The organism is Streptomyces sp. NBC_00203 (assembly GCF_045206325.1).
Classification (GTDB): Bacteria; Actinomycetota; Actinomycetes; order Streptomycetales; family Streptomycetaceae; genus Streptomyces; species Streptomyces lutosisoli.
This window is the reverse complement of record NZ_CP108126.1, coordinates 575,826-598,298: the sequence shown is the minus strand read 5'-3', so window position 1 is coordinate 598,298 and position 22,473 is coordinate 575,826. Positions and strand designations below refer to the sequence as shown.

At 71.8% G+C, this 22,473-nt stretch carries 21 protein-coding genes; 13 read left to right on the top strand and 8 right to left on the bottom strand.

Going from position 1 to position 22,473, the window contains the following annotated elements:
* Nucleotides 1–9 precede the first annotated feature (9 nt).
* From OG975_RS02975 to OG975_RS02965, 3 genes are all read left to right on the top strand, one after another.
* Nucleotides 10–1,206: an SPFH domain-containing protein gene (locus OG975_RS02975; RefSeq protein WP_406327174.1), complete on the top strand. Its 1,197-nt coding sequence runs from the start codon at nt 10–12 to the stop codon at nt 1,204–1,206.
* A gap of 247 nt (nt 1,207–1,453) precedes the next feature.
* The gene (locus tag OG975_RS02970; protein WP_406327172.1) at nt 1,454–2,968 is read left to right on the top strand and encodes an FG-GAP repeat protein; all 1,515 of its coding nucleotides are present in this window, start codon (nt 1,454–1,456) and stop codon (nt 2,966–2,968) included.
* Nucleotides 2,969–3,270: 302 nt separating this feature from the next.
* Entirely contained in the window at nt 3,271–4,737 is a 1,467-nt protein-coding gene (locus OG975_RS02965) for an FAD-binding protein (protein WP_406327171.1), read from the top strand.
* 25 nt (nt 4,738–4,762) lie between these two features.
* On the opposite strand, the gene OG975_RS02960 is transcribed toward OG975_RS02965, so the two are convergent.
* The 3 genes from OG975_RS02960 to OG975_RS02950 all read right to left on the bottom strand — a co-directional run bounded on the left by OG975_RS02960 (nt 4,763) and on the right by OG975_RS02950 (nt 7,116).
* The gene (locus OG975_RS02960) at nt 4,763–5,710 is read right to left on the bottom strand and encodes a TauD/TfdA dioxygenase family protein (protein ID WP_406327170.1); all 948 of its coding nucleotides are present in this window, start codon (nt 5,708–5,710) and stop codon (nt 4,763–4,765) included.
* Nucleotides 5,707–6,558 (bottom strand): class I SAM-dependent methyltransferase, encoded by an 852-nt coding sequence (locus OG975_RS02955; protein ID WP_406327168.1) that lies wholly within the window; start codon nt 6,556–6,558, stop codon nt 5,707–5,709. The genes OG975_RS02960 and OG975_RS02955 overlap by 4 nt, the downstream gene beginning before the upstream one ends.
* Before the next feature lie 249 nt (nt 6,559–6,807).
* A complete protein-coding gene (locus OG975_RS02950; protein ID WP_406327167.1) occupies nt 6,808–7,116 on the bottom strand; it encodes a hypothetical protein in 309 nt (102 codons plus the stop codon).
* Here OG975_RS02950 and OG975_RS02945 point away from each other — a divergent pair.
* Nucleotides 7,111–8,259 carry a sensor histidine kinase gene (locus tag OG975_RS02945; RefSeq protein WP_406336125.1) on the top strand — a complete coding sequence of 383 codons (1,149 nt, stop codon included), beginning with the start codon at nt 7,111–7,113 and terminating at the stop codon, nt 8,257–8,259. The two genes, OG975_RS02950 and OG975_RS02945, sit on opposite strands and share 6 nt — an antisense overlap.
* A 37-nt stretch (nt 8,260–8,296) precedes the next feature.
* On the top strand, nt 8,297–8,959 hold the full coding sequence (locus OG975_RS02940; protein WP_406327165.1) for a response regulator: 663 nt from the start codon (nt 8,297–8,299) through the stop codon (nt 8,957–8,959).
* 273 nt (nt 8,960–9,232) lie between these two features.
* On the opposite strand, the gene OG975_RS02935 is transcribed toward OG975_RS02940, so the two are convergent.
* The 3 genes from OG975_RS02935 to OG975_RS02925 all read right to left on the bottom strand — a co-directional run bounded on the left by OG975_RS02935 (nt 9,233) and on the right by OG975_RS02925 (nt 11,264).
* The gene (locus OG975_RS02935; protein ID WP_406327164.1) at nt 9,233–9,700 is read right to left on the bottom strand and encodes a peroxiredoxin; all 468 of its coding nucleotides are present in this window, start codon (nt 9,698–9,700) and stop codon (nt 9,233–9,235) included.
* Complete coding sequence (locus tag OG975_RS02930; RefSeq protein ID WP_406327162.1) at nt 9,697–10,077, bottom strand: DoxX family protein; 381 nt, start codon at nt 10,075–10,077, stop codon at nt 9,697–9,699. The genes OG975_RS02935 and OG975_RS02930 overlap by 4 nt, the downstream gene beginning before the upstream one ends.
* A gap of 146 nt (nt 10,078–10,223) precedes the next feature.
* The gene (locus OG975_RS02925) at nt 10,224–11,264 is read right to left on the bottom strand and encodes a LacI family DNA-binding transcriptional regulator (RefSeq protein WP_406327160.1); all 1,041 of its coding nucleotides are present in this window, start codon (nt 11,262–11,264) and stop codon (nt 10,224–10,226) included.
* A 195-nt stretch (nt 11,265–11,459) separates the two neighbouring features.
* Here OG975_RS02925 and OG975_RS02920 point away from each other — a divergent pair, with 195 nt between their 5' ends.
* The 6 genes from OG975_RS02920 (at nt 11,460) to OG975_RS02895 (ending at nt 17,593) form a co-directional block, all read left to right on the top strand.
* Nucleotides 11,460–12,242: a TIM barrel protein gene (locus OG975_RS02920; RefSeq protein ID WP_406327159.1), complete on the top strand. Its 783-nt coding sequence runs from the start codon at nt 11,460–11,462 to the stop codon at nt 12,240–12,242.
* Between the two features lie 103 nt (nt 12,243–12,345).
* Entirely contained in the window at nt 12,346–13,371 is a 1,026-nt protein-coding gene (locus OG975_RS02915) for a Gfo/Idh/MocA family oxidoreductase (protein WP_406327157.1), read from the top strand.
* Between the two features lie 172 nt (nt 13,372–13,543).
* On the top strand, nt 13,544–13,999 hold the full coding sequence (locus OG975_RS02910; RefSeq protein WP_406327156.1) for a MarR family winged helix-turn-helix transcriptional regulator: 456 nt from the start codon (nt 13,544–13,546) through the stop codon (nt 13,997–13,999).
* Nucleotides 13,996–15,009, top strand: coding sequence for an ABC transporter ATP-binding protein (locus OG975_RS02905; RefSeq protein ID WP_406327154.1), 1,014 nt, complete (start codon nt 13,996–13,998; stop codon nt 15,007–15,009). The genes OG975_RS02910 and OG975_RS02905 overlap by 4 nt, the downstream gene beginning before the upstream one ends.
* The gene (locus tag OG975_RS02900; protein WP_330302183.1) at nt 14,969–15,829 is read left to right on the top strand and encodes an ABC transporter permease; all 861 of its coding nucleotides are present in this window, start codon (nt 14,969–14,971) and stop codon (nt 15,827–15,829) included. The genes OG975_RS02905 and OG975_RS02900 overlap by 41 nt, the downstream gene beginning before the upstream one ends.
* 126 nt (nt 15,830–15,955) lie before the next feature.
* Nucleotides 15,956–17,593, top strand: coding sequence for an MFS transporter (locus tag OG975_RS02895; protein WP_406327153.1), 1,638 nt, complete (start codon nt 15,956–15,958; stop codon nt 17,591–17,593).
* A 53-nt stretch (nt 17,594–17,646) separates the two neighbouring features.
* On the opposite strand, the gene OG975_RS02890 is transcribed toward OG975_RS02895, so the two are convergent.
* On the bottom strand, nt 17,647–20,379 hold the full coding sequence (locus OG975_RS02890; protein ID WP_406327152.1) for a SpoIIE family protein phosphatase: 2,733 nt from the start codon (nt 20,377–20,379) through the stop codon (nt 17,647–17,649).
* 189 nt (nt 20,380–20,568) lie between these two features.
* Here OG975_RS02890 and OG975_RS02885 point away from each other — a divergent pair, with 189 nt between their 5' ends.
* On the top strand, nt 20,569–20,805 hold the full coding sequence (locus OG975_RS02885) for a DUF6296 family protein (RefSeq protein WP_406327150.1): 237 nt from the start codon (nt 20,569–20,571) through the stop codon (nt 20,803–20,805).
* Here OG975_RS02885 and OG975_RS02880 read toward each other — a convergent pair.
* A complete protein-coding gene (locus OG975_RS02880) occupies nt 20,777–21,322 on the bottom strand; it encodes a GNAT family N-acetyltransferase (RefSeq protein ID WP_406327148.1) in 546 nt (181 codons plus the stop codon). The genes OG975_RS02885 and OG975_RS02880 overlap by 29 nt on opposite strands.
* 281 nt (nt 21,323–21,603) lie before the next feature.
* On the opposite strand from OG975_RS02880, the gene OG975_RS02875 reads away from it, so the two are divergent.
* Nucleotides 21,604–22,455: an SMP-30/gluconolactonase/LRE family protein gene (locus tag OG975_RS02875; RefSeq protein WP_406327147.1), complete on the top strand. Its 852-nt coding sequence runs from the start codon at nt 21,604–21,606 to the stop codon at nt 22,453–22,455.
* Nucleotides 22,456–22,473 lie beyond the last annotated feature (18 nt).

Here is a 22,473-nt window from a genome sequence, read left to right as displayed (position 1 = left end):
AGAATCAGAATGTTCGGTTACCGCGTTCCCGCCCCCGATGAGGCGATGCTGATATCGGGAGGCAGGCGGGGACTGGGGGGCGCGCCGTTCCGAGTGGTGACGGGTCACGGAAAGTTCGTGCTGCCCGTCTTCCGTAAGACCCGTTTTCTCACCCTGTCGATGTGCGAGGCCGAGGTCACCGAGACCTGTGTGACCAGGCAGGGCATCGCGCTGCACGTCCGCGCCGTGATCGCGTTCAAGGTCGGCAACGACCACGAGAGCATCATCAACGCCGGTCAGCGCTTCCTCTCCGACCAGGACCAGATGTCGGTGCTGACCGGCCGGATCTTCGCCGGTCACCTGCGCGCCATCATCGGCTCGATGACCGTCGAGGAGATCGTCACCGAGCGGCAGAAGCTCGCCGCGGAGGTTCTGGACACCTCGAAGGTCGAGATGGCGAAGATCGGCCTGATCGTGGACTCGCTGCAGATCCAGTCGATCGACGACGGCGACGTCGGCTACATCGAGGCCATGTCCGCACCGCACAAGGCGGCCATCCAGCGGCAGGCCCAGATCGCGCAGGCACAGGCCACGCAGGCCTCCGTCGAGGCGGAGCAGGTGGCCGCCCGTAACCAGGCCGAGTACGCCCGGCAGACCGCGGTCGTGAAGGCGGAGTACTCGGCCGAGGTGGACCGCGCCCAGGCGCAGGCCGCCCAGGCCGGACCGCTGGCCCAGGCCCACGCCCAGCAGGAGGTCCTCGCCGCCCAGACCGAACTCGCCCAGCGCGCGGCCCAGTTGCGCCAGCAGCAGCTGGTGGGCGAGATCGTGAAGCCCGCCGAGGCCGAGGCCGAGCGGATCAAGGTGCTCGCCATCGCCGAGGCCGAACGCATGAAGATCCAGGCCGAGGCCGCGGCGTCGCACGACCGAGTCGCACTCGACCGGATGCTGATCGAGCAGCTTCCGCAGATCGTGAAGGAAGCGGCGGGCGGCCTCGCCGGAGCCAACGTCAACGTCCTGAACGGCGCGGACGGCCTCGGTGAGATCGCGGCCGGACTGGTCGCCCAGGGCCTGACGATCCTGGACTCGGTCCGGCAGAACCTGAGCGGCCAGAACTCCGACGGCCGCCCCGAGAAGGCCGGCGGTCTGCTCGAACTGCCGGGGTTCCTGAGTACGCCGGAGAAGGACACGGACGGGGACGAGCCGAAGGACGACCGCGTCGGCGAGTGACCTCCCCCGGTGAGCGGTCCGGTAGTCCGCCGGAAGGATCCGGCGGGCGGCCGGACCGCGCATCCGGTGGTCCGCATTCCGCAACACATGTCACTGCTGTGTCACGGCCCCTCGGGGCACCACAACTCCCTTGGCACGTCTCGTGTCGAACTGGGCGCAGGTGAAAGCAACTTGGCGTTTTCGCCGCATTCACCGACAAGCCCGGCTTTCGAGCTGACACGACACATCACCAACGGGGAGCACCACCATGACCAGCACCACTCGTTCGCGCCGCGGGACCGCCTCCGCCGCACTGGCCGCCGCCTCCTTCCTGCTGCTGGCAGGCCTCGGCATCGCCGCCGCGCCCGCCTCCTACGCGGGTACTCCCGGCGGCACATCTGCCCGTGACCGCAACTCCGACTTCGACGGCGACGGTTACGACGACATCCTCATCGGCGCGCCGGACGGCACCGTCGGCGGCAAGAAGGGCGCCGGATTCGTCACCGTCCAGTACGGAGCGCCCCACGGCATCAGCACCAACAACAGCGTCCCCAAGGGCCGCACCGCCCTCTTCAGCCAGAACACCGCCGGTGTCCCCGGCACCGCGCAGACCGGCGACTCCTTCGGCGCGGCCGTTGCCACGGGCGACCTCGACGGCGACGGCTACGACGACGCGCTCATCGGGGCGCCGGGCAAGAAGGCCGGTGCCCTGGAGGACGCCGGTCAGGTGACCGTGCTGTACGGCTCCAAGAACGGACTCGGTGCCGCCCGCAGCGTCGCGTTCACGTCCGCCGCCCCGGCGGCCGGCGCCCGGTTCGGCTCTGCCGTCACCGCGGCCCGGCTGACCGGGGAGACCCCCGCCGACGTCGTCGCCGTACTCGACCAGCGCGGCGCGGAGTTGTTCACCTACAGCGGCGGCGCTCTGCGGCACACGGGCTCCCTCGACACCACTGCGCACCCCGCCGGCCGCGCCATTCAGCCCGCCTACCTGACCACGGGCGACTACGACGCCGACGGCTACGCCGACCTGGTCGTCTCCGGCTACAGCCCCGACGACGACTACGCCCAGGGCTGGTCGGCGGTCTACTCGGGCGGGGAGCACGGTCTCACCCACCTGCGCGACCTGCGCGGCGGCATCTCCACCGCCTCCGGCGACATCAACAAGGACGGCTACGACGACCTCGTCACCGGCCAGCACAGCAGCCCCGACGCCGAGGCGGAAGGCCTGACCGGCGGCCTGGTGGGCGTCTACTACGGCGGCGAGGAAGGCCCCAAGGGCCTGGAGAGCGAGGACGGCACACCTCAGTGGTGGACGCAGAACTCCCCGGGCGTGCCCGGCGCCGGTGAGCACGGCGACGCCTGGGGCTCCGAGATCTCCGTCGGTGACGTCGACGGCGACGGCTACGCGGACTTGGCGATCGGCGCTCCGGGCGAGGACATCGGGACGGTCGCGGACGCCGGCGCGGTGTGGCTGCTGCGCGGCTCGGCGGACGGCCTGACCGCGACGGGCGCGCAGTCCTTCGACCAGAACACTGCGGGCGTCCCCGGCACCGCCGAGTCCGGCGACCTGTGGGGCGCACAGGTACGGCTCGCCGACACGGATCGCGACGGGCGCTCCGAACTGCTGGCCGCCGCGCCGGGCGAGGACACCCAGGACGGAGTGGTCTGGCAGCTGCCCGCGAGCACCAAGGGCCTGGTCGCGGACGGTTCCTGGCTCTACGGCGCGGGAGCGCTGGGCGACTCGGCCGGCACCGCCCGCTTCGGCGCCGCCATCGACGAGTGACCGCGCCGTGTCGGCGTGAGGACGCCCACGACAATCCGTGCTGCGTCGGCGTGAAGACGCCCCACGAGTGATCCGCGCCGCGCAGGCGTGAAGTCGGCCGCCGTCCCGCCCGGGCGGCGGCCGCACTCGTCGCACCGCACACGGCAGCGGCGGAACACGACCGTCGGTTCGCCACCACCGCGGTCCCGCTCCGCTTTCGAGAACCCTTCGCCACCACCGTGTCCCGCCCGGCTCACCGGAACCAACTGCCCTACACTCGGCGAACATTGATCGCTTCATCCGGTCCGCCCCAGGAGGAGCGCATGCCCCGCACACCGTCGCGACGTACCGCACTGCACGGCCTTGCCGCCGCCGGCGCCGCGGTGATCGGGTTCGACCCCTTCACCCGCAGCTGGGCGGCCACCGCGTCCGACCGTCCGCTCACCGGCCTCCCGCCGCTGGACGGGACCCTGCACACCGACGCGGCAGCGCTCGACGCCGCCGCCGACGACTTCGGTCACATCGTCCACCGGCGTCCGGCCGCGGTCCTGCGGCCCGGTTCCGTCCACGACATCGTCGTGATGATCCGCTTCTGCGCCGCGCATGGGCTGCGGGTCGCCCCCCGGGGCCAGGGCCACGCCACTCAAGGTCAGGCACAGGTCGACGGCGGCCTGATCATCGAGACCGCACCGCTCGCGGCCATCGGCCCCGTCGACGCACGGAGCAGGACGGTCACGGTCGGGGCGGGTGCCAAGTGGAGCGATGTCGCCAAGGCCACCCTGGCCCACGGCCTCACGCCGCCCACGCTCACCGACTATCTCGAACTCTCCGTCGGCGGCACCCTGTCGGTCGGCGGTCTCGGCGGCCAGACCCACCGGCACGGTGCCCAGGTCGACAACGCCACGGAACTGCACGTCGTCACCGGCGCGGGCGAGTTCGTCCGCTGCTCCCCGACGCGCCACCGTGACCTGTTCCGCGCCGTACTCGCCGGACTCGGCCAGTGCGCGGTCATCGTCGGCGCCACCCTGCGTCTGGTCCCCGCGCCCGAGACCGTGCGCCACTACCTCCTCCCGTACGACGACCTGCGGACGTTCCTCGACGACCAGCGACTGCTGGTGCGGGAAGGCCGCTTCGCCTACGTCGAGGGACAGGTCACCGCCGACACAGCCGGAGCCTTCCGCGGCTACCTCCTCGAAGCCGTCGCCTACGGCCCGCCCGTCGGTCCCACCCCCGACGACAGCACACTGCTGCGCGGACTGCGCCACGACCCGTCCGGTGTGCAGACGTCCGACCTCGCGTACTACGACTTCCTCGACCGACTCGCCCCCGGCGTCGCCGCACTGAAGGAAGCGGGCCTCTGGGCGTACGCCCACCCCTGGCTCAACCTGCTGCTGCCCGGCCGCTCCGCGGTCTCGGTCGCCGGATCCCTGCTGGACGACCTCACCTCGGCCGACCTCGGCCCCGGCGTCGTCCTCCTCTACCCACTGCTGCGCGAGCGGCTCCACACACCGCTGCTGCGCACCCCCGACGACCCCGTGCCCTACCTGCTGGCAGTCCTGCGCACCACCCCGCCCGACGACACCGCGACCATCGACCGTCTCCTGGCCGCCAACCGCACCGCCTACGACACCGTCCACGCGGCCGGCGGCACCCACTACCCGGTCGGCTCCGTCCCCTTCGGCCCGTCGGACTGGCGCGACCACTTCGGCTCCAGCTGGCGCCAACTGGCCACCGCCAGACACACCTACGACCCGCACGGCATCCTGGTACCGGGACAGGGCATCTTCTGACGGCGCTCCGATCCCGCCCCGCCGTCTACCAGCGCTGCGGTTCGCTGCCCACGATCGGCACCGACGGCTTGCCGTCCACCCCTTCAGGGACCTCGCCGGCGAGCATCACGCGGTGCATGACCCGGGGGTGGTCGATATGCGCCGTGTCACTGGGCGCCAGATGGATCGTGGCCCGGTTGTCCCAGAAGGCCACACTGCCCGGCTCCCACCGGAACCGGACCGTGTACTCGGGCCGCGTCGCCTGTTCCAGCAGCATCTCCAGGAGCGCCCGGCTCTCCATCCGGGACACCCCCAGGATCTGCTCGATGTAGTAGCCGTTGACGAACAGCACCCGCTCGCCCGTCTCCGGGTGCACCCGCACCAGCGGATGCTCGGAGGCGACCTGATGGTCCAGCAGATGCCGTACGTACGCGTCGTCGCCGGGCCGCGCCTGGTACCCGACCCCCAGCCGGTGCTCCGCGCGCAGCCCGTCGACGAAGTCCCGTACGGGCTGGGAGAGCCCCGCGTAGGCGACCGCCAGATTGGACCAGGTCGTGTCACCGCCGTACGGCGGCACGGTCTCGGCACGCAGGATCGTGGCGGCCGGCGGATCCACCCGGGCACCGTGGTCGCAGTGCCACCCGCGCAGCAGCGAATGGCGGCGCCGGCGCAGCCACTCCTCATGGTCCATGCCGTAACGCCCGCCCAGCTCCAGCCGGTCGGCCGTCGTCTCGACCTCGGGGAAGTCCCGGGGCGAGGCACTTCCGCGTGACCTCAGCCGGATCGGTTCGCCGAACCGCTGCGCGAACGCCACATGCGAGGTGTGGTCCAGCTTCTGTTCGCGGAAGAACACCACCTTCCAGCGCAGCACCGCCTCCCGGATCCGGGCGACGACCTCGTCCTTCAACTCCTCGGCCAGGTCGACTCCCGTGATCTCGGCGCCGATATGGCCGGCGACCGGCTTCACTTCGAGACGGGTGACCTGGTCTGTCATGTGGGCTCCGTTGATCGTGCGGCCGGCTCGTCGGGGTCCAGCATGACCGTTGGGTCCGTCTCAGGACAGGGCGCATCGCGGCGGGTGACGCGGATCTTCGACTGGCCGTGCGGCAGTTCCTCCCAGTCGTCCATGAAGCGCGCCGTCAGGCCATGCTTCTCGGCCAGGGCGACGAGCGTCTCGGTGCGGTAGTAGAAGTCCTCCCGCAGGACGTGGTGCTCCTTGCCCTCGGTGCGGTCGAAGGTGAAGTCGAACCAGCCGCCGGGTGCCAGCACCCGGCCGACGTTGGCCAGACACTCCTCGATGACGGGCAGCGGCGAATGGGAGAAGACGCTGTGCGCGTGCACCACGTCGAAGTGGGCGTCGGGCAGGAAGCGCAGGGTCAGATCGTTGACCGGGGTGAGCGTGGGGAGCCGTTTCTGCAACCCCATGCGCACCATCGTGTCCTGCGCGGCGACGAGGATGTCGGGGGAGATGTCGATGCCGTAGTAGTGCCCCGGTTCCAGGTGCCGGATGAACCGCCAGCCCGCCCGCAGGTTGCCGCAGCCGATCTCCAGCATCCGGTGCTCGGGGCGCAGACCGTGGCCGACCAGGTAGTCGAACTGCATGGCCCCCAGCGCCAGCCACCGCTCATGCGTACGGCTGCCGACCGCCGCGTCCGGGTCGGCACGGGTGTCGGACCGCATCACCGCGCGGTAGTACGCGATGTGGTCCGGCCGGCGGTGACGAAGCCACGCGTCCCGAGTGGCGCGGACCAGATGGCGGGGCACCCGCTCGGGATGACGCAGCGCGTAGGCGATGCGGTGCCCGAGGGCGGCCCGGTTGACGGTGACGTTCTTGGCAGGCACGCGGATCTGTCCTCCTCGTTCGGCGCGGGCGCCGCGGCCGGGCCGCCGCGCCTCGCGGGTCTCGCCCCCAGCCTCGGCGCACGAGCGGGGGCCCGACGCGGCCGACCGGCCCCGATGCGGAGGCGGTTCGGGGGACGCCGATGTCAACCGATCGGATGATGCGCCGCCGCGCCGGGGACGCTGGACTGTCGAACGAGAAGAGGCCGGTTGGGGCGAGGGAGGGGGCCGTCGGTGCGACAGGGTGAACGGTCACGCGGGGGCGTGCGCCCTGTGACGGCGGCGATCGGGCGGGGGGACGCGCTGGACGGCGAGCGGTGTGAGCGGGATGGGTGCGCTCGGGTGGAGCGCGAGCTGGGCCATCGGGAGGGGCGCGATCGAGAGGGGCGTGACCGGGTGGAGGGTGATCTGGACGATCGCGACGCGCGCGACCAGCCGGAGGGCGGTCCGGAGGGCGGTCCGGAGGGCGAGCCGGGCGATCCGGGCGATCCGGATCGGCGCCACCGGGTCGAGGGCCAGTTGGACGATCCGGACGGGCGGTGGCTGGCGGTGGTCATGCACGCCGCGTTCTTCCTGCTGCTCGGTTCCTCGCTCGCCCGCTTCCTGACCCGCGATCAGAGCGGCCCGCGCACCGCCTGGGTGATGGCGCTGTTCGCCCTCTTCTGGCTGCTCTACGTCCTCGGACGGTGGTGGGCCCCCGCGCCGCGCCCGGGCGGCCGACCCACCGCACGGCACCTGGCCTGGCTGGGATCGGTCTCGGCCGTCTGGATCGCCCTGCTCGCACTGGCGCCGAGCGCCACCTGGTGTGCCATGCCGCTGCTGTTCGCCGGACTGCACACGCTGCCGGCACGGATCGCGGTGCCCGTGGTGGCCGGGCTCACCGCCCTGGTCGTCGTCTCCGAGATACGGGTGTCGCACGGCACGCTCAACCCCAACATGGTGGTGGCCCCTCCGGCCATCGCCGCGGTCGCCACCGCCGTACTGGTCCATCTGCAACGGCAGGCGGCCCGACAGCGCGTCCTCATCGACGACTTGGTCCGCACCCGGCGGGACCTGGCCGCCACCGAGCGGCGCGCGGGCATCCTCGCGGAGCGACAGCGGCTGTCCACGGAGATCCACGACACACTCGCCCAAAGCCTGTCCAGCCAGCAGATGTTGCTCCAGGCCGCCGACCGTATCTGGCAGGCGGACCCCGAAGCGGCCCGCGGACACATGAGGGACGCGGCCGAGATCACCTCCCGCAGTCTCGTCGAGGCGCGCCGGTTCGTGCACGACCTGGCCCCGGCCGACCTCGCCGAGCGTTCCCTGGCCGAGGCGTTGAGCGCGCTCGCCGACCGGGAGAGCGGTACGGGGCTGACCGTGGCCTTCCGGCTCGACGGCACCCCGGGCCTGCTGCCGGAGCGGGTCGAGGCGGCGCTGCTGCGCGTCGGGCAGGGCGCGCTGGCCAATGTGCGCGAGCACGCCGCGGCGACACGGGCCGCGCTGACCCTGACGTGTCTGGACGACCAGATCTCGCTGGACATCGCCGACAACGGCCGTGGCTTCGACCCGGCCGCACTGGCGGCCCCCGAAGCGGACCGGTCGCGCGGACACGGGCTGCCGGCCATGCACATCCGGGCCCGGCAGTCGGGCGGCACACTCACCGTGGAATCCACGCCGGGCGAGGGCACCGTCGTCTCGGCGGCGATTCCCCTCACCCCCTGACGCCCCTCGCCCCCAACACCCCGACGGAGAGCGGCCCGTGAGCCCCCAGGAATCCCCCGCGCCGATCCGACTGCTGCTGTGCGACGACCATGCCATGGTGCGTGCCGGGCTGCGCGCGCTGCTGGCCAGTACCGAGGGCATCGAGGTGGTCGGCGAGGCGGGCAGTGGAGAGGAGGCTCTCGCCGTGGCCGCCCGCGTGCGGCCCGACGTCGTCCTGATGGACCTTCAGCTCGGTGGCGGCATGGACGGCGTGACGGCCACCCGGCACCTTTCGACGGGCGGCGGCGAAGAACCCGGCGCGCGGGGACCCCGCGTGCTGGTGCTCACGATGTTCGACACCGACGCCGACATCTCCCGGGCCATCGAGGCCGGCGCCACCGGTTATCTGCTCAAGGCCGAGCGCCCGGAAGAACTCTTCGCGGCGATCCACAGCGCGGCATCCGGCCGCACCGCCCTGTCGGCCCCGGTCGCCGACCGGGTGCTGGCCCAGCTGCGCAGCCCGCGCCCCGCCCTGTCCGACCGCGAGCGCGACATCCTTGAGCAGCTGGCGCGCGGCCTGGGCAACCGGGAGATCGCCCGGACCCTGTTCATCAGCGAGGCCACGGTCAAGACCCACCTGGGCAGGATCTACGCCAAGCTCGGGGTGGACACCCGAGCGGGCGCGGTGTCCGTCGCCAAGGAGCAGCGACTGCTGCCGTGATCGCGAACTCCCGTGTGGTGGACGCGATCTGACGCACAATCACCTCAATCCCCTGTGAGATGACCGCGATTCCCGCGTGGTGACCGGTCGCCGTTCACACGGGATGCGCGGCGCCCGCACCGGGTGCGCGCCGCCTTGCCGACATGCCCGGCCGCGCGCCCTGCCCGAGGCCGCGAGAGCCGCCGAAAATGAGGCGCAGTGAACGGGTCCCGCCCGCCATCCGCAATGGGGCGGGGCCTGTTCACGTGGGCATGCCCTTGGGCCGTCGGCGATTCAGCTCTTGTGCTCGCGCAGGGCGGCGAGAGCGCGGTCGGCATGCGCGCTCATCCGGATTTCGCTGCGGACCACTTCCAGGATCGTGCGGTCCTGTGCGATGACGAAGGTGACCCGCTTGGTGGGGGCCAAGGAGAAGCCGCGCTTCACCCCGAACCGCTCACGGATGGTCCCGTCGGTGTCGGACAGCAGCGGGAATCCGAGCGTGTGGCGCCCGGCGAACTCCTGCTGCCGGTCGACGGAATCGCCGCTGATCCCCACCGGCCGCGCGCCGGCGGCGGCGAACTCGGCGGCCAGATCACGGAAGTGGCAGGCCTCGGCGGTGCAGCCGGCGGTAAGCGCGGCGGGATAGAAGAACAGCACGACCGGCCCGTCGCCGAGCAGTTCGGACAGACTCCGGCTCGCCCCGGTCTCGTCCGGCAGGGCGAAGTCCTCGACCGTGTCGCCCACATTCACGCGAGAGGTCATGACCGTCCCTCCCCGCTCCGGGCGACACCGCGCGCCCACAGCACGAGCGGCACCTGCAGCGGGAGCCGGGCGAGAGCCGCGGCCTTGAGAGGCGCGGGACGGTTGCGCCAGTCCACGGCCATCTTGACGTTGGCGGGGAACACGCCGACGAAGAAAGCGGCGGTGGCGAGCCCGGCGACCCGCCGTGTACGGGGCAGCGCCACCCCGGCCGCCAGCGCCAGCTCGGCGGCACCGCTCGCGTAGGTCCAGGTTCGCGGCCTACCCGGCAGAGCCCGCGGGATGGTCGCGTCGTACTGCCGTGGCGCGACGAAGTGGGTGACGCCCGCGGCGGCCAACAGGCCGGCGAGCAACAAGGGCGAGCGTTCCGACCGTGGCACGGTTCCTCCTCAGGGGGCCTGTCGCGCGATATTACTGGACGGTAAGTGTCAATGGGGCGGACGGGTGTGTCGACTACCGGTCCTGGAGGACCGGGTACCCGTACGGGGAGCGCCGATGGCCAAGGAGGCGGGGGAGCGCCGATGGCTCAGGCCGGCGGGGGAGCGGCGGTGGTGCCGCGCGTGACGAGGTGCGGCTCGACGACGATCTCCTGCCCGGGCCCCTCGGATTCCGTTTCGCCTTCCAGCCGTGCCACGGCCCGGCCGACCGCCAACTGTGCGAGGCGCGAGATGTCCTGGCCGACGGTCGTGAGGTCGACATGGCTGAGCCGGGCCAGGCGGCTGTCGTCGAAGCCGACGACGGAGATCCGGCCGGGGACGGCTATGCCGGCGCGCAGAAAGGTGTCCAGGACGCCGGTGGCGCACCGGTCGTTGAAGGCGAGGACGGCGGTGGGCCCGAGGCCGGCGTCGAGGAGGACGCGGGCCGCCGCGGCGCCGTCCTCCTCGGTCAGTCCGCCGGGCAGGACCTGGACGCGGTCGGCGAGGCCGTGGCGGCTCATGGCTGTGCGGTAGCCGCGGCGCCGGTCGGCGGCACCGGGCGCCCGGCCGCCGTCGATGTGGGCGATGTCGCGGTGTCCGAGGGCCACCAGGTGATCGACGGCCTGGCGGGCGCCCTCGTCGTCGGCGGTCCGTACGACATCCACGCCCGCGGCGGGTGGACGCAGCCGCCGGGCCACGGACACGACCGGCAGCTGCGCCGCGAGTTCCGCCAGCCGCGCGGCGGGGGCCTGTGAACCGAGCAGGATCAGGGCCTCGCAGCGGTCGCCGAGCAGTGCCTCCACGGCCTGCCGCTCGCTGCGGCTGGGGGCGACGGCGCTGAGGGCGATCTGATAGCCGACGGGCTCGGCGGCGGCGTACAGGAACTCCACCAGGTCGGTGTGGAACGGCTGTTGGAGTCCGAACTGCACTCCGAGCAGGCGCGAGCGGCTGCTGCGCAGGAGGCGCGCCCGGGAGTCGGGCCGGTAGCCGATCTCTTTCGCCGCCCGGAGCACCCGCTCGCGGGTGGCGGCTCCGGCGCCCTTGGCCCCGCGCATCACCACCGAGACCAGGGCGACGGACACGCCCGCCCGCGCCGCGACATCGGCGAGGGTCGGCCGTTTTCCGCTCGGGACCGCGGGAGTGGGTGGCACGGAGGCCCTTCCTGGTCGAAGTGTTCTTCCCGTCGAGGATCGTAGACCAGACGCGAACACCCTGGTCGGCATAACTGCAACGTTCTAGCTCGGGGCCTTCGCGGAGCCTTGACAAGCCGCTCGGCGGCTGGCGTACTGCTGCTCCGGGACTAGAACGTTCTAGAAGCCCGGACATCGGAAAGCGGGTGATGGGCGATGTACACGTTGGCGGTCTGCGCCGAGATGGTCTTCCGGGAACTGCCGGTCGAGGACCGGGCGCGGCGTATCCACGACGCCGGCTTCCAGGTCGAGATCTGGGACTGGACCCGGCATGATCTGACCGCACTGGAGCGGAGCGGGGCGGTCTTCTCCTCGATGACGGGCTACCTGCGCGGCAGTCTGACCGACGAGGACGGAGCGGCCGAACTGCTGCGCACCGCCGAGGAGTCGGTCAAGGCGGCCGAGCGGCTGCGCTGCCCCCGGCTGAACCTGCACGGCACCGGCCTGGACTCCGAGGGACTCCCGGTCACCGCCGTCACCGGCGACGCCACCGGCCCGATGTGGATCGCCGCCCACCGCACGCTCACCCGCATCGCCGAACTGGGGGAGAGCGCCGGGGTGGTCTTCACCCTGGAGAACCTCAACACCGCCGTCGACCACCCCGGAGTGCCGTTCGCGAAGGCCGCCGACACCTTGGCCCTGGTCGAGGCCGTGGACCGCCCCGGACTGCGGATGAACCTCGACCTCTACCACGCGCAGATCGGCGAGGGGAACCTGATCGAGCTGCTGCGCCGCGCCCACGGCCGGGGCCTGATCGGCGAGATCCAGGTGGCCGACGTACCCGGCCGCTGTGAGCCCGGAACCGGGGAGATCAACTACCCGGCCGTCGCGCGCGCCCTCGCGGACCTCGGCTACGACGGCACGGTCGCCATGGAGGCGTGGGCCTCGGACCACAGCGACCTCGCCCTGGAGCGCTTCCGCACCGCGTTCACGCTCTGACACCCGCCCTTCCCGCACTCGCTCACCGACAACGGCCCTTCCCGCACTCGCTCACCGACGAAGACCTCCCACGCACCCCCTCACTCAGGTACGGAGAACTCGCATGGCCACGCAGCAACCGCTCGCCGTCGGTCTCATAGGCGCCGGACGGATGGGCTCCTTCCACGCCGAGACCCTCGCCGACCGTCTGCCCGGCGTCCGTCTCGCCGCCGTCGCCGACCCCGCCCCGGGCGCCGCGGAGCGCCTCGCCGCCCCGCTCGGCTGTGCCACGGCGTACACCGATATCGGCGACCTGCTGGCCGACCCGCAGGTCGACGCGGTGGTGATCGCCACCCCGGCCCGCACCCATGCCGACCTGGTGGAGGCGGCGGCACGGGCGGGCAAGGCGGTCTACTGCGAGAAGCCCATGGCGGTCGGTCTCGCCGAGGCCGACCGCGCCATCGCCGCCGCCCGTGCGGCCGGCGTGGCTCTCCAGGTGGGGTTCAACCGGCGTTACGACCCGGGCTTCCGCGCCGCTCACGACAAGGTCGCCGCCGGCGCGGTGGGCACCCCCCAGCTGCTCCGTTCTCTCACCCGTGACCCGAGGCTGGCGGACCCGGCACGCATTCCGCCGTGGACGATCTTCCTGGAGACCTTGATCCACGACTTCGACACCCTGCGCTTCCTCAACCCCGGCGCCGAGCCCGTCGAGGTCTTCGCCATGGCCGACGCGCTCGTCCGCCCCGACTTCAAGGAGCACGGGCTGCTCGACACCGCCGTCGTCACGATCCGCTTCGACAACGGCGCGCTCGCCACCGCCGAGGCCAACTTCCAGGCCGTGTACGGCTATGACGTCCGCGGCGAGGTGTTCGGCTCGGCGGGCATGCTCACCATTGGTGACCTCCGCCGCACCCCTCTGACCTCCTACGGCCCGGACGGCATCACCGCCGAATCCGTCCGGTACGACCAGGACCTCTTCCACGACGCCTACGTGGCCGAACTCGCCGACTTCACCGAGTGCGTCCGCACCGGCCGGGCCCCCGCCGTCACCGGCGAGGACGCCCGCGCCGCCCTGTCCATCGCCCTCGCCGCCATCCAGTCGGTGACCACCGGTGGCCCCGTCCGCATCGACGAACTCAAGGACCACTGACGCCGGGGACACCGGGGACACCAGGCTCTCGGCTCGGACCAGGGCCGGGTACGACGCTGCCGCCGCGCCGGCCGCTCGTGCCCGGCCCCTGGGCTGCCGCCCGGCTTTCCGCTTGCCCCCTCTTGACCCTCCCTTTCTCGAAATACCTCTGACACAGAGCTATTCTCGAAGAGTGGAGTCAGAGAGTTTCCCCGAGGCGTTGGCCGACACCCTGGCCGGAGTGCAGCGGCTGATCCGGCGGCGGCTGCGCCGTGGTATGACCGCCCCGCGGCTGCGTGGCGCCGAGGTCGAGCTGCTGCGCCTGGTCGTGGCACGCCCGGGCATCGGCGTGTCGGAAGCCGCCAAGGAGCTCTACTTGGCGGGCAATTCGGTCTCGACGCTGGTCAACCAACTGGTGCGGGACGGCTATCTGATCCGCGAGACGGACCCGGCCGACCGGCGGGCCGCGCGACTGCTGCCCACACCGGCCGCCGACGCGCGGCTGCGCGACTGGCGCGCGCGGCGCGCGGCACTCGTACGCAGCCAGGTGGCCCGTCTCGACGAGGCGGACCGCGCGGCCCTGGAGGCGGCCCTTCCGGCCCTGCGCAAGCTGGCGGCGAACCTGCACGAGGAGGCCGAGGAGACATGACGCGGAACACGACCGGAGGGGGAGACCCCGCCCGGCAGGGGAGCCCGGCCGGCGAGGCGACGGGCACCGCCGAGGGGCATGCCCCGGAGATCGACAGCGGCACGGATGCCGCCGACGGACCGGCCGCGCCGGAGAGCGGTGGGCCGGATGCGGCCGGCCCCCGGACCGCAGCGGCGGATGCCGGGACGGACGCCGTCACCTGTGCCGGGCTCGCGTACGCCTTCGGCGAGACCACCGCGGTCGACGGGCTCGAACTCTCCGTCCGCGACGGCGAGGTGTTCGGACTGCTCGGGCCCAACGGCGCGGGCAAGACCACGGCGATCCGCTGCATCACCACGCTGCTGCCCGTCCCCGCCGGCATGGTCCGGGTCTTCGGGCACGACGCCACACGCGAACGCATGGCGGTCCGCCGCCTGTTGGGCTACGTACCGCAGCAGCTCTCCGCCGACTCCGGACTCACCGGCCGGGAGAACGTGGCCCTGTTCGCCCGCGTCTTCGACGTCTCCCGCCGGGAGCGCGCGGCGCGCGTCGGCCAGGCGCTCGCGGCGGTCGACCTGACCGACGCCGCCGACCGGCTCGCCAAGACGTACTCCGGAGGCATGGTCCGTCGCCTCGAACTTGCCCAGGCACTGGTGAGCGCGCCCCGGCTGCTGATCCTCGACGAGCCGACCATCGGCCTCGACCCGATCGCCCGGACGAGCGTGTGGGAGCACATCAACGCCGTGCGCGCGGCCACCGGTATGACCGTCCTGGTGACGACCCACTACATGGACGAGGCCGATCAGTACTGCGACCGGGTCGCGCTGATGCACCGGGGCCGCGTCCGCGCCCTCGGTACCCCCGACGAGCTGAGGACCGGCCTCGGCGAGCGGCGCGGCACCGCGAAGAACGGTGAACTGCCCACGCTGGAAGACGTCTTCCGCGACATCGCCGGCAGCGGCCTCGACGACCAGTCAGGAGACTTCAGCGATGTCCGAAGCACCCGCCGTACCGCGTCCCGTGTCGGCTGACCGCGTCCACCCGGCCGGCCTCGACCTGCTCCTGGTCCCGCCCCGGGCCCGTACCGGCTGGAAGGTGCTGCCCGCCCGGGTCGGCGCGATGTGCGCGGTCGAGCTGCAGAAGCTGCGCCACGACCGCACCGAGCTGTACACCCGGGCCGTCCAGCCGGCGCTCTGGCTGCTGATCTTCGGCGAGACCTTCACCCGGATCAAGGCCATACCCACCGGCGGCATCCCCTACCTCGACTACCTCGCGCCCGGCATCATCGCCCAGTCCGCGATGTTCATCGCCATCTTCTACGGCATCATGATCATCTGGGAGCGGGACGCCGGGATCCTCACCAAGCTCCTCGTCACACCGACCCCGCGCTCGGCGCTCATCACCGGCAAGGCCTTCGCCGCCGGAGTGAAGGCGCTGATCCAGGCGGTCGTGGTCGTCGTCATCGCCGCGCTGCTCGGGGTGGCGATGACCTGGAATCCGCTGCGGCTGCTCGGCGTCGCGGTGGCCGTCGTCCTCGGCTCGGCCTTCTTCTCCTGCCTCTCGATGACCATCGCCGGCATCGTGCTCACCCGCGACCGCCTGATGGGCATCGGCCAGGCCATCACCATGCCGCTGTTCTTCGGCTCCAACGCCCTCTATCCGGTGGCCGTCATGCCGGGCTGGCTCCAGACCGTCAGCAAGTTCAACCCCCTCAGCTACCAGGTGGACGCGCTGCGCGGCCTGCTGCTCGGCACACCCGCCCATCTGGCCCTCGACTACGGGGTTCTTGTCCTGGCCGCGGCCCTCGGCATCCTGTCCGCCTCGTCCTTGCTCGGCCGCCTGGCCCGCTGAGCCCCGCCCGTCCCATCGCCTTCCCACCGGGACCCTTTGATCGATTGGTGGGGTCGGGAGCTCAGGCTTAACGTCGATGTAGTGAACGTCCGCGTTCACTGTTGACCCGACGCGCGGGGCCCTTCCATGACGGCCGCTCACCCGACACCTTCCGCACCTGCCGAGTCCCCGGAGCGGGGCCGAGGCAGTCGTATCGCGCTCCTCGTCATCGCCTCGTGCCAGCTGATGGTGGTCCTCGACATCACCATCGTGAACATCGCGCTGCCGCACATCCAGACCTCGCTCGGCTTCTCGACCGAGAACCTGTCCTGGGTGATCAACGCCTACACGCTGACCTTCGGTGGTCTGCTGCTGCTCGGCGGGCGCTCCGGTGACATCCTCGGCCGGCGCAGGGTCTTCATGTTCGGCGTCCTGCTCTTCGTGTTGGCCTCGCTGCTCGGCGGACTCGCCCAGGAGGACTGGCAGTTGCTCGCGGCGCGCTCACTGCAGGGTGTCGGCGGCGCGATCGCTTCCCCCACCGCGCTGTCGCTGATCACCACCACCTTCCGCGAAGGACCCGAGCGGAACAGGGCGTTCGGCGTGTTCGCCGCTGTTTCCGCCGGAGGCAGTGCGATCGGGCTCCTCGCGGGCGGTGTTCTCGTGGAGTGGCTCGACTGGCGCTGGGTGTTCTTCGTCAATGTCCCGATCGGCCTGTTGATCGTGCTTGCCACACCCCGCTACATCCGGGAGTCCGAGCGCCACCCGGGCCACTTCGACTTCCCCGGCGCTATCACCTCCACGCTGGGCATGGTGCTGCTCGTCTACGGCTTCATCCGGGCCTCGGAGGACGGCTGGAGTGACAGTGTCACCCTCGCGGCCTTCGGGGCGGCTCTGGTGTTCCTAGTCGTGTTCATCACCGTCGAGCGCCGGTCGAGGCAGCCCATCACTCCCCTGTGGATGTTTCGCGACCGTAACCGCGCCGGCGTCTACGGGATGATGCTGAGCCTGGCCGCGGCGATCTTCGGGATGTTCTTCTTCCTGACGCTCTTCGTGCAGAACATCCTGGGCTTCAGCCCCTTGGAGGCCGGCCTCGCCTTCCTGCCGGTGAGCGCAATCGTCGCGATCGGCGCGGGATTCACCTCGAACCTCCTGCCCAGGTGGGGGCCCAAACCCTTCATGGTGGTGGGCGCGATCCTGGCTGCCGTGGGGCTCGCCTGGCTGACCATGACCGATGTTCACAGCACCTATCTGGGCAGCATTCTTGGCCCCATCCTGGTCTTCGGCCTTGGCATGGGCCTGCAGTTCGTGTCGCTGACGCTGATGGCGGTCTCGGGCGTGGAATCGAAGGAGGCAGGAGCCGCCTCCGGAATCCTTAACGCCACCCAGCAGGTCGGAGGATCGCTCGGCCTGTCCGTGCTGGTGACGGTCTTCGGTACGGCCAGCCGCAACGAGGCCACGGATCAGGTCGGCAAGTTCCTGGCGGAGGCGACCCCTGCGCAGCAGCTGCAGTTCCGCAGAACGGGTCAGCTTCCGGCGCCCTGGAGCGACCAGGCGTTGACGTCCGGCATCTCGGGTGCGTTCGTCATGGCCGCCGTCTTCGCCCTCCTCGGCGCGCTGATCGCCCTGCTCGTCATCCAGGTGCGCCCCTCCGACCTGGAGCGGCTCCGCGGCGGCGCCCTTCCGATCGCACCGGCCGAGGAGGCCACGGACGACGCGAGCGGGACTACGCACTCGGCGCCCGCGGCGGAGGAGGACGTACGCCGAGGTCCCTCGCCACCCGGCTGAGCGCCGACGCCTCCAGCGCGCCCGTACCAGCCGGTCCCCGGTGGTGCCTCGGCTCAGGTCAGCGACTGCTCGGCCCAGATCACCTTGCCGGCGGGGTTGTAGCGGGTGCCCCAGCGCTCGGCGAGCTGGGCGACCAGGAACAGGCCGCGTCCGCCCTCGTCCGTGGTGGCCGCGTAGCGCAGGTGGGGTGAGGTGCTGCTGCCGTCGGAGACCTCGCAGATCAGGGTGCGGTCGCGCAGCATACGGACCTGGATGGGGCCGCTGCCGTAACGGATCGCGTTGGTGACCAGCTCGCTGAGGATCAGCTCCGTGGTGAACGCCATCTCGTCCAGCCCCCACTCCGTCAGCTGCCGGGTGACCGAGGCGCGCACCTCGCCGACGGCCACCGGGTCGGACGGCACCTGCCACTCGGCGATCCGGTCGGGACCGAGCGCGTGGGTGCGGGCGACGATCAGGGCGATGTCGTCGCTCGGCCGGGCCGGCAGCAGGGCGTCGAGTACGGCCCGGCAGGTGTCCTCCGGCGACCGGTCGGCCCCGGCCAGGGCGGTGCGCAGCAGGTCGAGGCCGGTGTCGAAGTCCCGTTCCCGGTCCTCGACGAGCCCGTCCGTGTAGAGCACCAGGCGGCTGCCCTCCGCCAGCTCGAGCTCGGCCGTCTCGAACGGGAGGCCGCCCACGCCGAGCGGGGGACCGGCCGGCACCTCGGGGAACTCGACGCTGCCGTCGGGGCCGACCAGGGCCGGCGGCGGGTGTCCGGCCCGCGCGACCGTGCAGCGCCGGGAGGCCGGGTCGTAGATGGCGTACAGACAGGTGGCGCCGGTGACGGCGGCTCCGCTGTCCTCCGCGACCTCGTCCTGGTCGATACGGCCGACCAGCTCGTCCAGGAGCCCGAGGAGCTCGTCGGGAGGCAGGTCGAGGGCGGAGAAGTTGTGGACCGCCGTACGCAGCCGGCCCATCGTCGCCGCCGCGTGCAGCCCGTGGCCGACGACGTCGCCCACGACGACCGCGACACGGGCGCCGGGCAGCGGCAGGACGTCGAACCAGTCGCCGCCGACTCCCGCCTGGGCGGGAAGGTAGCGGTAGGCGATGTCCAGGGCGCTCTGCTCGGGCAGGTTGCGGGGCAGCAGACTGCGCTGCAGCGTCACGGCCATGGTGTGCTCGCGGGTGTAGCGGCGCGCGTTGTCGATGGAGACCGCCGCACGGGCCACCAGCTCCTCGGCGAGGGCCAGATCCTCCATGTCGAAGGGCTCGGGCTTCTCGGAACGCCAGAAGTTGGCCACGCCCATCACCAGGGGGCCCACCCGCAGGGGGACCGTGATCAGGGAGTGGATTCCGTAGTCCACGACCTGGCCGGTGCGCTGGGGGTCCTGGGCCAGCCATCCCGGGGATCCGCCGAGGTCGGGTTCGACGACCGCCTGGCCGGTGCGCAGGCTGTGGGCCTGTGGCGTGGAGGAGGCGAACCCGATGTGCTCGCCGACCGGGTACAGCGGAGCGTCCTTGCGGATTCCGCCGGACGCCGTGCGGCGCAGATCGGTGCCCGCGTCCGGCTCCTGCCCGTTCAGCACGGCGTCGGCGAGGTCCACGGTGACGAAGTCCGCGAACCGCGGGACGGCCACCTCCGCGAGTTCCTCGGCGGTGCGGGTCACGTCCAGGCTCGTACCGATGCCCACCCCGGCGTCGTACAACAGTTTGAGTCGCTCGCGTGCCACGTCGGCCCGGCCGGAGAGCGCGCGCAGTTCGGTCGAGTCGCGGAGCGTCGCGACGCTGCCGGCCGGGCCGCCCTGAAGGTCCGTGGGCCGCTGGTTGATGGCCAGCAGCCGGTCGCCGACCAGGTGCACCTCGTCGGTGGCGACCCGTCCCGAGGCCAGCAGGCCGGCGGTGTCCGAGTCGAGGCCGAGGTCGAGGACCTGCTGCCCCTCGGCGTCGTCGGGCAGGTCGAGCAGCCGGCTCGCCTCGTCGTTGGCGAGCAGCAGCTGCCCCTCGCCGCCGACGATGATCACTCCCTCTCGTACGGCGTGCAGCACCGCGTCATGGTGCTCGTACATGCGGGTCATCTCGTACGGGCCCAGGCCGCGGGTCTGGCGCAGCAGCCGCCTGCTCACTAGCGCCGTCCCCGCCGTGGCCAGGACGAGGGCGACGCCCGCGGCGGCCAGCAGGATCGGCAGCTGCCGGTCCGCGACACCGCCGACATTCGCGGTGGTGATCCCGGCCGACACCATGCCCACGACCTTGCCGTCGGGCGCCTTGACGGGAACCGTGGCCTGCACCAGCGGCCCGAGGGTGCCCGTGATCTGCTCGGTGATGGAGTGGCCGGCCAGTACGGGGGCGGTGGTTCCGACGAACTTCTTTCCGATCCGGTCGGGCTTGGGGTGGGTGTAGCGGATCGCGTCGGTGTTCATCACGACGATGAAGTCCACACCCGACGCCTTGCGGGCGGCCTCGGCCCGTGGCTGAAGGATGGCCGTGGGGTCCGGGGTGCTGAGCGCCGCGGCGGTGCCCGGTGCGTTGGCGAAGGTCTCGGCGACGGCGAGCGAACGGTTGCGGGCCTCCTGTGTGCTGTCGTGCCGGACCTGCAGCACCAGGGCCACGACCGCGGACAGGACCAGGAGCAGCACGATCACCACTTGCAGGAGGAAGACCTGTCCGGCGACGCTGCGCCCGCTCAGCGCCGACCGTGGCCCGGCGGACGGGCTGCGTCGGTGCCTGCCTCCGTGTGGCTCACGCTGACCGAGCGCTGTCTTGAGGCGGCGGGTCGACTGAGCCCGGGATCGACCCAATAGTCCGACCATGTGCTATGTCTACACTGCCCGGCGCCGGGTGGCGAGGGGCGTCACACATGGTGAGTGGCGGTGGGCTCGGGCCTGTGGCACGGTCCGGGGGCGTTCGCCGTCGCCGGGTGCTGCTGCCGAGGGGATCTGGCCGCATCATGGAGGGGTATCTATTTGCCCGCATTTGTCTCCCGAGCGTGGGAGGTCGTCATGAAGACCCCGGACCAGTACCGGCTGAGCTTCACCCATCCCGGATCGGGCACCAGCCTCGTGACGGACGAGGTGGTCGTCGAACGGACCGACGCCCTCGGTCCGGGCGGCAACCCGGTGTACTGCGATCCCACCGGCATTCTCCGCGCCGAGATCAGCCCGGCGGGGGAGGTGCGCATGCTGGCCAGTGGCGCCTACCAGTCGCCGATCAATCCCTCCGCCGAACCGATTCCCTGACGGCCGGCGTACCTTCCGGCGCCGCCTTGTCGGCTTCCCCCAGCTCCCGGACAAAGCGCAGACCTGGGCGACCGTTCAGGAGGATGTCGCCGGCGGGCCGGAATCCCGTACGCGCCAGAACGGCTCGCGAACCGGCGTTGTCGACGGTCGTGATGGCCCGCAGCGTGCTCAGGCCGTACTCCGAGACGGCCAGGGCGCACACCTCGCGCACGGCGGCCGTGGCGACTCCCCGCCCCGCGGCCCGCTCGGCGATCCGGTATCCGAGATCGGCCGAACCGTCCGCCACATCGACCAGGTTGACCCGCCCCAGCACTGCCCCGCTGTCGTCCACCACGACGTGGAAGTGGCACACCCCGGCCGCCTGCTCGGCCAGCAGCGCATCAAGCCGGGCGTCGAAGTGCGCGAAGTACGCGTCGCCGCGGTCGGGAATCGACGCGGCGAAGTACTCGCGATTCTCCCGCTCGAACTCAAGAAGAGCGGGGGCGTGATCGAGGCGCAGGCGCTGAAGTCGAGGCATCCGGCCATGCTAGGCACCCTCGTGCCGGGAAGGTGCGACACCGGCGCGTTCCCCGTCTGACCTACGGACCAAGTCGCCTTGCTGGGCACGGTATTGGCGCGCGAGCCGGACGGTGATGAAGGCGAACAGGCACAGGGGGCAGACCCCGTCACGCCCGCCTCGTCCGACCTCTTTCACCGCCCCGTCGGACGCAACGGCGCCCCGGCCTGTCGATTCGGCGCGTGGCCGTTCGTTCAGACAGTGAGCCACCGGTGCGGTGCCGGTGCGGGACGAGGGCTGTGATGAGGATGAACGAGGTACGGACGCTGCTCGGCGGACGGGGACTGGTCGAGTCGCCGCGCTGGCACGGTGGCCGGCTGTACGTATCCGACTGGACCGCCGGCGAGGTCGTCGCCGTCGATCCGGCGACGGGTCACAGCGAGGTGATCGCGCGCGTGGCGTCACTGCCGCTGTGCACCGCCTGGCTTCCCGACGGGCGGATGGTGATCGTCTCGTCGCCGGACGGGCGGCTGCTGCGCCGGGAACCCGACGGCTCCCTGGTCACGTACGCGGATCTGGGCAGGCCGGGCTGGAACGACATCGTGATCGACGGCCGCGGCAACACCTATGTCAACCGCGGCGACTTCAACCCGATGGCGGGGGAGGAGTTCAGGCCCGGCTCGGTCTCACTGGTCACGCCGGACGGCTCGGTGCGCCAGGTGGCCGACGACATCGCGTTCCCCAACGGGATGGCGGTGACGCCCGACAACTCGACGCTGATCGTCGCGGACTCCTACCGGCACAGCCTGGTGGCCTTCGGTATCGGCGCGGACGGCGGGCTGTCCGACCGGCGGGTCTGGGCCGACCTCGGCGAGGGCACCCCGGACGGCATCTGCGTCGACGCGCGGAACGCCGTCTGGTACGCCGACGTGCCGGGCCGGTGCTGCGTCCGCGTCGCCGAGGGCGGCAAGGTGCTTGACCGGATCGACCTGGACCGTGGCGGCTTCGCCTGCGCGCTGGGCGGCCCCGACGGCACCACCTTGTTCATCGTGGCCGCCGAGTGGCGGGGGATGACGGAGTCCGAGATGGTTACGCCCGGCTCCGGCCAGGTGCTGGCCACGGAGGTCGAGGTCCCGGGTGCGGGGTGGCCGTGAAACCGGCCGTCGTCGAGA